The 12258-nt window shown below is 63.3% G+C and carries 14 protein-coding genes; 12 read left to right on the top strand and 2 right to left on the bottom strand.

What is annotated here, in order from left to right:
• The 8 genes from ACIQ17_RS24000 to ACIQ17_RS23965 form a co-directional block, all read left to right on the top strand.
• On the top strand, positions 1-1443 hold a 1443-nt coding region (locus ACIQ17_RS24000), incomplete at its 5' end, for a flagellar hook-length control protein FliK (RefSeq protein WP_398471727.1).
• A 10-nt stretch (positions 1444-1453) separates the two neighbouring features.
• Positions 1454-2167: a flagellar hook assembly protein FlgD gene (locus ACIQ17_RS23995; RefSeq protein WP_398471726.1), complete on the top strand. Its 714-nt coding sequence runs from the start codon at positions 1454-1456 to the stop codon at positions 2165-2167.
• Positions 2168-2556: 389 nt separating this feature from the next.
• Positions 2557-2832, top strand: a complete 276-nt coding sequence (locus ACIQ17_RS23990) for a DUF1153 domain-containing protein (protein ID WP_002714638.1) — start codon at positions 2557-2559, stop codon at positions 2830-2832.
• Between the two features lie 172 nt (positions 2833-3004).
• Positions 3005-4621, top strand: coding sequence for a flagellar basal-body MS-ring/collar protein FliF (fliF, locus tag ACIQ17_RS23985; RefSeq protein ID WP_398471722.1), 1617 nt, complete (start codon positions 3005-3007; stop codon positions 4619-4621).
• A gap of 5 nt (positions 4622-4626) precedes the next feature.
• Positions 4627-5718 (top strand): flagellar motor switch protein FliG, encoded by a 1092-nt coding sequence (gene fliG, locus ACIQ17_RS23980; protein WP_398471720.1) that lies wholly within the window; start codon positions 4627-4629, stop codon positions 5716-5718.
• Complete coding sequence (locus ACIQ17_RS23975; RefSeq protein WP_398471718.1) at positions 5718-6338, top strand: FliH/SctL family protein; 621 nt, start codon at positions 5718-5720, stop codon at positions 6336-6338. The genes fliG and ACIQ17_RS23975 overlap by 1 nt, the downstream gene beginning before the upstream one ends.
• 19 nt (positions 6339-6357) lie before the next feature.
• On the top strand, positions 6358-6699 hold the full coding sequence (gene fliN / locus ACIQ17_RS23970; RefSeq protein ID WP_398471716.1) for a flagellar motor switch protein FliN: 342 nt from the start codon (positions 6358-6360) through the stop codon (positions 6697-6699).
• A gap of 50 nt (positions 6700-6749) precedes the next feature.
• On the top strand, positions 6750-8135 hold the full coding sequence (locus tag ACIQ17_RS23965) for a sigma-54 interaction domain-containing protein (RefSeq protein WP_398471714.1): 1386 nt from the start codon (positions 6750-6752) through the stop codon (positions 8133-8135).
• A gap of 128 nt (positions 8136-8263) precedes the next feature.
• Here the strand turns inward: ACIQ17_RS23965 and ACIQ17_RS23960 are convergent, their stop codons facing one another.
• Positions 8264-8419, bottom strand: coding sequence for a hypothetical protein (locus ACIQ17_RS23960; protein ID WP_398471713.1), 156 nt, complete (start codon positions 8417-8419; stop codon positions 8264-8266).
• On the bottom strand, positions 8416-8802 hold the full coding sequence (locus ACIQ17_RS23955; RefSeq protein WP_398471712.1) for a DUF4345 domain-containing protein: 387 nt from the start codon (positions 8800-8802) through the stop codon (positions 8416-8418). Before ACIQ17_RS23955 ends, ACIQ17_RS23960 begins: the two co-directional genes overlap by 4 nt.
• 150 nt (positions 8803-8952) lie before the next feature.
• On the opposite strand from ACIQ17_RS23955, the gene ACIQ17_RS23950 reads away from it, so the two are divergent.
• From ACIQ17_RS23950 to msrB, 4 genes are all read left to right on the top strand, one after another.
• Positions 8953-10062, top strand: coding sequence for an ATP-dependent RecD-like DNA helicase (locus ACIQ17_RS23950; RefSeq protein ID WP_398471711.1), 1110 nt, complete (start codon positions 8953-8955; stop codon positions 10060-10062).
• Between the two features lie 108 nt (positions 10063-10170).
• Positions 10171-10569 (top strand): BA14K family protein, encoded by a 399-nt coding sequence (locus ACIQ17_RS23945; protein ID WP_398471710.1) that lies wholly within the window; start codon positions 10171-10173, stop codon positions 10567-10569.
• Between the two features lie 220 nt (positions 10570-10789).
• On the top strand, positions 10790-11503 hold the full coding sequence (msrA, locus tag ACIQ17_RS23940) for a peptide-methionine (S)-S-oxide reductase MsrA (protein ID WP_398471709.1): 714 nt from the start codon (positions 10790-10792) through the stop codon (positions 11501-11503).
• 42 nt (positions 11504-11545) lie between these two features.
• Positions 11546-11959 carry a peptide-methionine (R)-S-oxide reductase MsrB gene (gene msrB, locus ACIQ17_RS23935; RefSeq protein WP_398471708.1) on the top strand — a complete coding sequence of 138 codons (414 nt, stop codon included), beginning with the start codon at positions 11546-11548 and terminating at the stop codon, positions 11957-11959.
• The last annotated feature ends 299 nt before the right edge of the window (positions 11960-12258 follow it).

Here is a 12258-nt window from a genome sequence, read left to right as displayed (position 1 = left end):
AAATCCGCGCGCGACGATGCATCGGCTGGATCGGACCATTTTGTTTCGCTGGTCGAACAAAATACCGCCAATAGTGACGTCGCTGCCGCCCCGACCGCCCGCCCCGACATCCCGGCACCGTCTCGCCGCGACGACCGCCCGGTCGCCGAGCGTCCGAAGGCAGCCGATCGCCGGGATGACCGCGCCTCATCGGCGCCGCAAGACCGCCGCACTGACGCCGCACCAAATGCGTCGCAAACCGGCAAAACCGCGCGCAAGGACGACAAATCGTCCAGATCCGATCAAGCCACTGATTCAAAAGCGGATTCGACGGACAGCCCCAAGAATGTCGCAAGCGACGACGCCACGACGGCCGCCGACGCCGCCGCACAGACCGCGACGCTCGACATGGTGCCAGTCGCCGTAGCGACATCCGTTGCGTCGGCGACGGACGCAGCCGGCGTCGTCCCGACCACCCCGGACACCACCGGCAGCGCGCAGCCCCTCGCCATCGCAGCTGCCGCCGCCCTAAAGGCAAAGCTCGATGCCGGCGAAATCGCAGCACCCGAGACCGGCGTGCTGCCGACCGATAAATCCGCCGAAGGCGAAACGACATTCGCCGCGCTGATCGCAGGCGCCATGCCGGCTGCCGCGAAAGGCGCGAAGAAGACCGAAGGCAGCGAAACCGCAAAGACCGCCACGCTGACGACCGGCGACGGCAAGCCGGAAGGCAAAACGGACGCATCGGCACTGGCGACCCCGGCAGATGGCGCTGCTCCCAAGCAGATGGCTGACGGCAAGACGGATCAACCTGCAGCAGATGCGCCGAAGCCGGACGCGAATGCCGCAGCCAGCACCGACGCGAAGCCTGCAGTCGAGCAGAACCGCGCACATCGTGCCGAGCAAGCGCCGCAGCCGGCTTCCCTCGATCAGGCGGTACCGACCAGCACGCCGCTGCCGCAGCCGACGCATCTGCAGGCGACCAACACCGTTGCCGCTGCGCAGCAGCTGCAGCCGCAAGTCGCCGCCAATCCGCCGGTGCCGCTGTCCGGCGTCGCCGTCGAGATCGCGCAATCGGCAAAGGCCGGCAAGACGTCATTCGACATTCGCCTCGATCCCGCCGAGCTCGGCCGCATCGATGTGCGTCTCGAAGTCGACAAGCATGGCAATGTCACGTCCCATCTCACGGTCGAGAAGCCGGAAACCCTGACCATGCTGCGCCAGGACGCGCCGCAATTGCAGCGTGCGCTCGAAGAGGCCGGCCTCAAGACCAATGACAGCGGATTGCAGTTCTCGCTGCGCGACCAGTCTCCGCAACAGCAACAGCAGCAGAATGGCGAGCAGTCCGGCCGCCACATGCACCGCCTGACCATCAATGACGACGACACCGTCACCGTGGCCCCTGCAGCACGCGGCTATGGCCGCATGTATGGCGCCAATGGCGGCATCGATATCAGCATCTGAGGATTGACCCATGGCAGTTGATGCGACTTACTCGAACCCTGTCGTCTCCGGGACCTCGACCAATACGAATACGAGCACCAATACGAGCTCGTCGACGGGCCTCGCTGATAACTTCCAGACCTTCCTGACGCTGCTCACCACGCAGCTGCAGAACCAGAATCCGCTCGATCCGCTGGATACCAACCAGTTCACGCAGCAGCTCGTGCAGTTCGCGCAAGTCGAACAGCAGTTGAAGTCGAACGATCAGCTGAAGTCGCTGGTGGAGATGGAAAAGGCGACGCAGGCGACCCAGGCGCTGGTCTATGTCGGCAACAATGTCGCCGTGGATGGCGCGACCGCGCAGTTCAAGACGTCGGCGACATGGAATCTGCTTGCAGACAAGGCTTCCACGGCGGATATCAGCATCACGAACTCGGCCGGCAACGTCGTCTATAGCGGCAAATATTCGCTGCAGTCCGGCGAAGGCACCTTCGTCTGGGACGGCAAGGGCAATGACGGCGTGCAATATCCGGAAGGCGCCTACACGCTGACAGCGACCGCGAAGGACGACAACGGCCGCGACGTCGGCGTCTCCACGGAAGTCCAGGGCGTCGTCGACTCGGTCGACCTGTCAGCCAGCCCGGCGCTGCTGTCGATCAACGGCTCGAACTACACGGTCGACAAGATCAAGCGCGTCGTGCGCGCGACCAGCACGCCGACACCGACGCCCACACCTTCGACCTGATACGCGCATCGGGCAGATTGAGCGGCGCGAGAACTCATCTCGCACCCCTCGCTTCGCGCTCGCCCCTCGTCCTGTCGAGGGGCCGGAAGCCGTGCCTCCTTACCAGCGTCAGAGCCTTCCGTTGGCTATGGCGGCAGGCGGCGAACATGGCCATCTCCATGTTTCAAGACGGTACATCCGCCTGCGCTCCGCGCGTTTGGGCGGACCGGCCGTGCCTCCTCACCGCGACGTGCGGGCGGAGGACGCTGGACCGCCCCCCTTTGCCAAATCGTCAACAAACCCTTTCGCAAAGTCTATTCGCATTGGAGTTGTGGGATTAGGCATATTTTAAGCCGGCGGGCGTAGTTTGTTTCTGTGAGTTCAGTGGTTGAGAGTAGTGTGAGTACGCCATGACAGAACCCCATCGCCCGAGGGTCAAATACGTCATCGGGCCTGACGGCAGCCCATTAACAATTGCCGATTTGCCCGCGCCGGGTACCAAGCGCTGGGTGATCCGCCGTAAGGCCGAAGTCGTCGCCGCCGTCCGCGGTGGCCTTCTTTCTCTGGAAGAAGCCTGCAGCCGTTACACGCTGACCGTGGACGAGTTCCTGTCCTGGCAGTTCTCCATCGACCAGCACGGTCTAGCCGGCCTGCGGACCACCCGCATCCAGCAGTATCGTCAGTAAACAAAACCTTAACGGTTCGAGTTTGATGAAAACCGGCTTTCCCTTCGGAAGCCGGTTTTTGCTGTTTGGCAATAATGAGGCGTAAAGTTAACCCGCGTTAACCAACTGGAAACCATACCTCGGCAAAAATTGCCCAGTCGGTCCCGGAGACCGAATCTCCAGGGGCCGGGTTGTGCAGGGTCTGATCAGTTTCTTCAAAAGTCTCGGTGCCGCGCGCCTGGCAGCGATGTTTGCCGTCACGGTGGCGTTGATCGGCTTCTTCGGCTTCATCATCATGCGCGTCACCACGCCGCAGATGACCACGCTGTTCACCGACCTGACCACCGAGGACTCCTCGGCGATCATCAAGGATCTGGAACGCCAGGCGATCCCGTTCGAGATCAAGAATGACGGCGCCGCCATCATGGTGCCGAAGGACAAGGTCACCCGCCTGCGCATGAAGCTGGCCGAAGGCGGCCTGCCCAAGGGCGGCGGCGTCGGCTACGAGATCTTCGACAAGTCGGACGCCCTCGGCACCACCAGTTTTGTCCAGAACATCAACCACCTGCGCGCCCTGGAAGGCGAACTCGCCCGCACCATCCGGGCGATCGACCGCGTCCAGTCGGCCCGCGTGCATCTGGTCCTCCCCGAGCGCCCGCTGTTCTCGCGCGAAACCCCGGAGCCGTCGGCCTCGATCGTGGTCCGCATTCGCGGCGCGCTGGATCCGCAGCAGGTTCGGGCGATCCGCCATGTGGTCGCCTCGGCCGTCAACGGGCTGAAGCCGGCACGGGTCTCCATCGTCGACGAGGCCGGCCAGCTCCTCGCCGATGGCGCCGCCGATCCGAATGCCGAGACCGCCGCCGGCGACGAGCGCCGCACCGCCTTCGAGAAGCGGATGCGCAGCCAGGTGGAGTCCATTGTCTCCTCGGTGGTCGGCTCCGGTCGCGCCCGCGTCCAGCTCACCGCCGATTTCGACTATAACAAGGTGACCCAGACCTCGGACAAGTTCGATCCGGAAGGCCGGGTGCTGCGCTCCAGCCAGAGCCGCGAAGAACAATCCCAGAGCGGCGAGCGTGATGGCCAGGTGACCGTCAACAACGAGCTCCCCGGCAATCAGCAAAACACCACCGGGAACCCCAAGGATCAGAGCAAGAAGTCGGAAGAGACCAACAATTACGAAATCTCCCGTGTCACCAAGACCGAAGTCACCGAAGCCGGCCGCGTCAACCGGATCTCGGTCGCGGTACTGGTGGATGGCAGCTACAGCAAGAACGAAAAGGGCGAGATGGTCTATGCCCAGCGCCCGAAGGAAGAACTCGACCGCATTGCCACCCTGGTCCGCTCCGCCATCGGCTTCGATCAGAAGCGCGGCGACCAGGTGGAAGTGGTCAACCTGAAATTCGCCGAAGGCCCCGCTGCTCCGCCCGCTGCCGAGCCGACCGGCCTGCTCGGCAATCTGCAGTTCACCAAGGACGACGTGATGAACGTCATCGAGCTCGGCGTCATGATGCTGCTCGGTCTCGTCGTCGTGTTCATGGTCGTCCGCCCGCTGGTCCGCCGCATCCTGACGCCGGAGACCCCGCCGGCTGCCCTGCCGGTCCCGGCCGGCATGATGGCGCTGCCCGACAATGTCACGGTCGGCGCTGACGGCCAGACCCTGGTCGCCGCAACCGGCGCCAACATGATCGACGTTGCCACCATCCAGGGCCAGGTCCATGCCCAGTCGGTGCATCGCGTCGGTGAGCTGGCTGATCGCAATCCGAATGAAACCGCGGCCATTGTTCGTCAGTGGCTGCAGGAACCGGCGTAATCCCGATGGCAGAGCTCCCCGCAACCACCGGCGACAACAGCAGCGACATCCAGAGCGTGGTCGCCGGCCTTGCCGCGCGCCAGGCCGGCCGTGCGCCGACGAAGCCGCTGAGCGGTCCCAAGCGCGCCGCGATCCTGATGCTGGCGCTCGGCGAGAAATACGGCGGCAAGGTGTGGTCGCTGCTCGATGACGACGAAGTCCGCGAATTGTCGTCCCATATGTCCAGCCTCGGCACCATCGAGCCGGAAACCGTCGAAGACCTGATGCTCGAATTCGTGTCGCGGATGTCGGCGTCCGGCGCGCTTATGGGCACCTATGACGCCACCGAGCGGCTGCTAACCCAGTATCTGCCGGCCGAGCGCGTCAACGGCATCATGGAAGAGATCCGCGGCCCGGCCGGCCGCAACATGTGGGAGAAGCTCTCCAACGTGCAGGAAGAGGTTCTCGCCAACTATCTCAAGAACGAATATCCGCAGACCGTGGCCGTGGTGCTGTCGAAGCTGAAGTCGGAACATGCCGCCCGCGTACTCGGCATCCTGCCGGAAGACCTCGCGCTCGACGTCATCAACCGCATGCTGCGCATGGAAGCGGTGCAGAAGGAAGTGATCGAGCGCGTCGAGCAGACGCTGCGGGTCGAGTTCATGTCCAACCTGTCGCAGACCCGCCGTCGCGACGCCCACGAGGTGATGGCGGAAATCTTCAACAATTTCGACCGCCAGACCGAAACGCGCTTCATCACCTCGCTGGAAGAAGAGAACCGCGAATCCGCCGAGCGCATCAAGGCACTGATGTTCACCTTCGATGACCTGATCAAGCTCGATGCCGGCTCGGCACAGACGCTGATGCGCAATATCGACAAGGACAAGCTCGGCATCGCGCTGAAGAGCGCAAATGAGGAAGTCCGCAGCTTCTTCATGGGCAACATGTCGTCACGCGCGGCCAAGATGCTGACCGACGACATGGCCGCGCTCGGCCCGGTGCGTCTGCGCGACGTCGATGAAGCGCAGGCACTGCTGGTGAACCTTGCCAAGGATCTCGCCGCCAAGGGCGAAATCGTGCTGACCAAGAACCGCGCCGACGACGAGCTGGTGTATTGATGGCCGCCCCCGCAAAATTCCTGTTCGATACCGACTTCGCGGCGCCCGATCACGGACGCGCGCCGGTCATCACGCCCGCGGAAATGGCCGAACGGATCGCCCAGGCCGAGGCTCATGCCTATCGCTCAGGCTTTGATGCCGCCCAGCGCGAGGCCAAGGCCGAAGCGGACCGCCGCATGGCGCTGGCCCTCGAACAGATCGGCATCGCCGCCGCAACCGTGGGTCAGGGCGTCGCCGGCATCGAGACCAAGATGGAGACCGAGGCCGTCGATGTTGCCATCGCGGTCGCGCGCAAGCTGTGCAGCGAACTGGTGGCGCGCGAGCCGCTCACCGAGATCATGGCGCTGGTGCATGACTGCTTCCGCCATCTCGTCGCCACGCCGCATCTCGTCATCCGCATCAATGATGCGCTGTATGAGGAAGCCCGCGAGAAGATCGAGAAGCAGGCCAAGCAGAGCGGCTTCACCGGCCGCCTCGTCATTCTCGCCGAACCCGACATCGCCAATGGCGACTGCAAGATCGAATGGGCTGACGGCGGCATGGTGCTCGACCGCGCGTCCATCGATGTCAAGATCAACGAACTCGTCGGACGCTACATGGCGTCCCGCAATACGGCTTGAAGGCCATGAGGACTGAACCATGAGCGATCCCCAGGTCCCGCTTCCCGATCTCAATGCCGGCGATCCGATGGTGACCGGCGATGTCGGCTATGCCGATGAGGAAAACGTTACGCGCATCGCCGCTGACCTCGAAGCGGTGTTCGACGTACCCGTGCAGGTCTCGGCCGTGCTCGGGCGCTCCAAGATGGGAGTGGGCGAATTGCTCAAGCTCGGCCCCGGCACGGTGCTCGAACTCGACCGCCGCGTCGGCGAGGCCATCGACATCTATGTGAACAACCGCCTGGTGGCGCGCGGCGAAGTGGTGCTGGTCGAGGAAAAGCTCGGCGTCACCATGACCGAAATCATCAAGGCCGAGAATTAATCGATACTTCGCGACAGCGGCGCGAACCAAAGAGATAACAGGAGATCACCATGCGGCTTCTCATCGTCGGCACATTGAAAGGCCAGCTCACCACCGCGACCAAGATCGCGATGGATAACGGCGCCTCGGTGGTGCATGCCGAAGCGCACGATCAGGCCATGAACGTGTTGCGATCCGGCAAGGGCGCCGACCTGATGCTGGTGGATGTCGCCCTCGACATCCGCGACCTCGTGATGCGGCTCGAGGCCGAGCACATCCATGTGCCGATCGTAGCCTGCGGCATCACCAATGATGCGCGCGCCGCTGTCGCCGCGATCCATGCCGGCGCGAAAGAGTACATCCCGCTGCCGCCCGAGCCGGAACTGATCGCCGCCGTCCTCGCAGCCGTCGCCAATGACTCGCGCGACCTGATCTTCCGCGACGAGATGATGGGCAAGGTCGTGAAGCTGGCGCAGCAGATCGCCGGCTCCGATGCCTCGGTGATGGTCACCGGCGAGAGCGGCACCGGCAAGGAAGTGCTGGCGCGCTATGTGCACACCCGCTCGAACCGCGCCAAGAAGCCGTTCATCTCCATCAACTGCGCGGCCATCCCCGAGCATCTGCTGGAATCCGAACTGTTCGGCCACGAAAAGGGCGCCTTCACTGGTGCCATCGCCCGCCGCATCGGCAAGTTCGAGGAAGCCACCGGCGGCACGCTGCTGCTGGACGAAATCTCCGAAATGGATGTCCGGCTTCAATCGAAGCTGCTTCGCGCCATTCAGGAGCGTGTCATCGACCGCGTCGGCGGCACCAAGCCTGTGCCGGTGGATATCCGCATCATCGCGACCTCGAACCGCAACCTGTCGGATGCCGTGAAGGCCGGCACCTTCCGCGAGGATCTGCTGTTCCGCCTCAACGTCGTCAACCTCAAGATCCCCGCGCTGCGCGATCGCCCGGCCGACATTCTCGAACTCGCCCAGCACTTCGCCAAGAAATATGCCGAAGCCAATGGCGTGCCGGTGCGTCCGCTCTCGGCCGACGCGCGCCGTGTCCTCACCGGCAATCGCTGGCAGGGCAATGTGCGCGAACTGGAAAACACCATCCACCGCGCGGTGCTGATGTCGTCGGGCGACGAAATCGGCGCGGATGCGATCCTGACGCCGGATGGCGATCGCCTCGATCAGGCCAAGGCCCAGCCGGCGGTGGCGCATGCGACCATGGCCGCCGAACAGGTGACGCGCGCGCTGGTCGGCCGCACGGTGGCGGATGTCGAGCGCGACCTGATCCTCGAGACGCTGAAGCACTGCCTCGGCAACCGCACCCATGCGGCGAACATCCTCGGCATCTCGATCCGCACGCTGCGCAACAAGCTGAACGAATATGCCGATGGCGGCCTGCCGATTACTCCGGCCGGTGCGGGCAATGGCGATTATCGCGGGATGATGGGGGCGGCGTGAGCTGCCTCACTCCCCGTCTGTCATCGCCCGCGAAAGCGGGCGATCCAGTACACGGTGAGATTCCGGCTCAATCACGACGGACGATGTCTACTGGGTTGCCCGGTCTAGCCGGGCAACGACAGTGAGCGCTACGAATAGCTTGGCGCATCCTGCTTGCGGAAAATCTTGATCGGCTCGCCCGGCACGAGATCCGGCTTCCGCCACATCTGATAGGCGAACAGGGCGAGATAGCCGATCGACAGCGCGCCAACGATATAAATCAGCCAGATGCCTGCACGCTTCATCGAGCGGCACTGCGCCGGACATAGCTGCGGTGCCACAGCCAGATCAGCGGTACGACGACGAGTTCGCCGATCAGGCTGACCATCAGCCCCACCGTTGGAAAGCCGTGACCGACCACCGCCAGCAAACGCCCCGCCGCACCGAACACCAGCAGGAAGCTGACCACCCCGATTCGCTCGCCACGCGCTTCCAGGCGCGGGATCGCCGACCAGTAGATCAACCCGGCTGCGATCAGCACGCCCTTGATGAAGCGCACATAGCCTTCCATCGTCACGCCAAGGGTGACGCCCGACAGGCTGGTGCCGAAGAACACGCCGGTGACACCGAAGAGGATGGCGACAAGGCCGACGATCGCCAATGCGATTTGAAGCAGTCTGCGTTCCAAGCCGGTCTCCTTTACGTGCGCCCGCTATAACTGATCCATCTGACGCCGATGGGCAACCCGTCGCCGTGTCGTCGGGCGGATTGAGCGCAGCTTGCACCGCCCGCCCGAATGGTTAGCTTCCCTTTTCGAATCGTTCTTCCCCGAGACCCTATGACCAAATTCACCCCGCATCAGGACGCCGCGCTGAAAGCCGTGGGCGATTGGCTGAAGGCCAAGCCCGGCCAGAACGGCACGCCGCAGGTGTTTCGCCTGTTCGGCTTTGCCGGCACCGGCAAGACCACGCTGGCACGCCACATCGCCGAGGATGTCGATGGCGAGGTGAAATATGCGGCTTTTACAGGCAAGGCCGCATTGGTGATGCGCAACAAGGGCTGCCACGAAGCGTCCACCATCCATTCACTGATCTATCGCGCCCGCGAGACCGGCGAGGAGACGCCGAATTTCGAACTCTGGGACGATGCCCCGGCGTCCAAGGCCAAGCTGATCATCGTCGACGAGTGTTCGATGGTCGATGCCGAACTCGGCCGTGATCTGTTGTCGTTCGACTGCCCCCTGCTCGTGCTCGGCGATCCCGCACAGCTGCCACCAATCCAGGGCGGCGGTTTCTTCACCGCGAGCGAACCCGACGCCATGCTCACCGAGGTACATCGACAGGCCGAACACGATCCGATCGTGCGCATGTCCATGGACGTGCGTGAAGGCCGGCCGCTGAGCATTGGCCGCTTTGGCGACAGCGAGGTCGTATCGCGAAAATCGCTCGACCCGGAGCGCGTGATGGCCGCCGATCAGGTGCTGGTCGGCCGCAACAATACGCGCCGCGCCTACAATATGCGGGTCCGTGAAAAGCTCGGCCTCACCGATCCCCTGCCCGTCGCCGACGACAAGCTGGTCTGCCTGCGCAACAACCGCAAAAAGGCACTGTTCAATGGCGGCTTGTGGCGCGTGCGGGCGCGGGCCACGTCGAAATCCGCCATCGTCACCATGCGCATCATGCCGGACGAAGATTTTGGCGGGAAGGTCACGAAGGTCTCCGTGCGCGCCGACTGTTTCACCGGTGGCGTCGAAGGCCTGTCCTGGGACCTGCGCAAACCCTATGACGAGTTCGACTATGGCTACGTGCTGACGGTGCACAAAAGCCAGGGCTCGCAATGGGACGATGTCGTGCTGTTCGACGAAAGCTTCGCATTTCAGGACAGCCGCGCCCGCTGGCTCTATACCGGCATCACGCGTGCCGCGAAACGATTGAGCATCGTCGTCTGATACTTTTGCGTGTGTGCGGGAATGCCGCAGGAACAATTTGACGGTGCCCTGAAACCGTCACGATGCTTAAGCGTTAGTCCTGTTCATTACGCAGAGGCAGGAGTTGAAATGCGATTGATGAAGTCCGCCGCCGCCGTCGTTTTCGCCGGTATCACCGCCGTTTCCTTCGCGGCACCCGCCACGTCGGCGCCCCTGATGACCCAGGGCGCGATCAGCCAGAGCGCGATCAGCCAGAGCGGCGCAGCCCCGGTCGAGCAGGTCCAGTATTATCGCCGCCATCACCATCACCACTACGGCTATCACGGCGGTTACCGCCGCGGTCCGAGCGCTGGCGCCGTGATCGGCGGCCTCGCTGCCGGTGCGATCATCGGTGGCGCCATCGCCGCCAGCCAGGCCCAGGCTGCCCAGCAGCAGAACCACGCCTACTGCGCCCAGCGCTACCGGTCCTACGACCCGGCTTCGGGCACCTATCTGAACAAGAACGGCATGCGTTACGCCTGCCCGTAAGCAATCGATGCATCGATCCGATGAAGCCGCGAGACTCCCGTCTCGCGGCTTTTTCTTTGGCCCGAGCGCGGCATCTCTCCCTCACGAAACCGTGTCCGTCGCCGTGTAACGCGCTGCTTCGGAGTTCGTATCTCGCATAACTGCCCGGCCCGGCAATTGCCTGCCGCCACCACCGGGCTAGACTGCCGATATCGGCACGCGACACCCGAGAGGATCCGCCATGCGCTCCCTGTTCCGCCGCCTCACGCTCACCGCCGCAGCCGGTGCCCTTGCCATCGCTGCCGTGCAGATCGCACCGACATTTGCGTCCGAAGAAGCCGTGATCATCCCTGCTCCCGCCACTGACGCGCAGGCCGCCGATGGCCTGCAGACGGCTGTGATCGCTGGCGGCTGCTTCTGGGGTGTCCAGGGCGTCTATCAGCACACCAATGGCGTCGTCAGCGCGGTGTCGGGTTATTCCGGCGGCAGCAAGTCGACCGCGAACTACACCGCGATCGGGACCGGCACCACCGGACATGCCGAGGCGGTCGAGATCAAATACGACCCGAAGAAGATCAGCTACGGCAAGATCCTGCAGATCTATTTCTCGGTCGCGCATGATCCGACCCAGTTGAACCGCCAGGGCCCGGATGTCGGCACGCAGTATCGCTCGGAGATTTTCGCCACCACGCCGGAACAGAAGAAGGTGGCCGAGGCCTATATCGCGCAGCTGAACGCCGCCAAGGTCTACAAGAAGCCGATCGCCACCAAACTGGGGATGCTGCAGGCCTTTTATCCAGCCGAGGCCTATCATCAGGACTATCTGACGCTGCACCCTAATCAGCCCTATATTGTCTATAACGACCTGCCGAAGATCGAGAACCTGAAGAAGATCTTTGCCGAGAATTTCATCGAGAAGCCGACGCTGGTGAATGCGGCCAAAGCCACGAACTGAGGTGGCGGTCGCACATTGGCGGGCGGCGGAACCGGAGGCACTATGTCCGATACCAAGACCCCCGCTGACAAAGTCGTGAAGAGCGAGGCCGAGTGGCGCGCCGAACTGACGCCGATGCAGTTCGCGATCCTGCGCGAGAAGGCGACCGAGCGTCCGTTCAGCGGCGAATACGAATTCACCGAGACGCCCGGCACCTATGTCTGCGCCGGTTGCGGACAGACGCTGTTTGAATCGGATGCGAAATTCGATTCCGGCTGCGGCTGGCCGAGCTTCACGCAGCCATCACGAGAAAGTCATGTCGACGAGGAGCACGACACGACACACGGCATGATCCGTACGGAAGTGCTGTGCTCCAAGTGTGATGGGCATCTCGGGCATGTCTTCAACGATGGCCCGGGCCCCACTGGCCTGCGCTACTGTATCAACTCCGCAGCCTTGAAACTTCAGCCGAAGTAACCACGTAGACACCATTGAACGACATGTTCGCCCCGCGTGACCTCCAATGGTGACGCGGGGCGTTTCTGTCCTGAACTACAATTGCTGCCTGCAACTTGCACATGCCTGTTCGGCGTGCATGGCGTTAAGAACTGAAATCCGATGTCCACTCGCTCTAACCGCTTTTTGCTCGGTCTCGCACTGGCAGGCCTCATTCTCGAGAGCGTGCTGTCGCATCCCGCGCTTGCGACCTCCAAGGTCTCGCTGTTCAAGGTGATCACCGCGAAGGACGAAATCGTCATCGGCCTGGACGACGATCA

Origin of the sequence: Tardiphaga sp., from assembly GCF_044340795.1 — a bacterium.
GTDB lineage: Bacteria > Pseudomonadota > Alphaproteobacteria > Rhizobiales > Xanthobacteraceae > Tardiphaga.
Note: the sequence above shows the minus strand (reverse complement) of the source record. Positions and strands in the feature narration are given on the sequence as shown.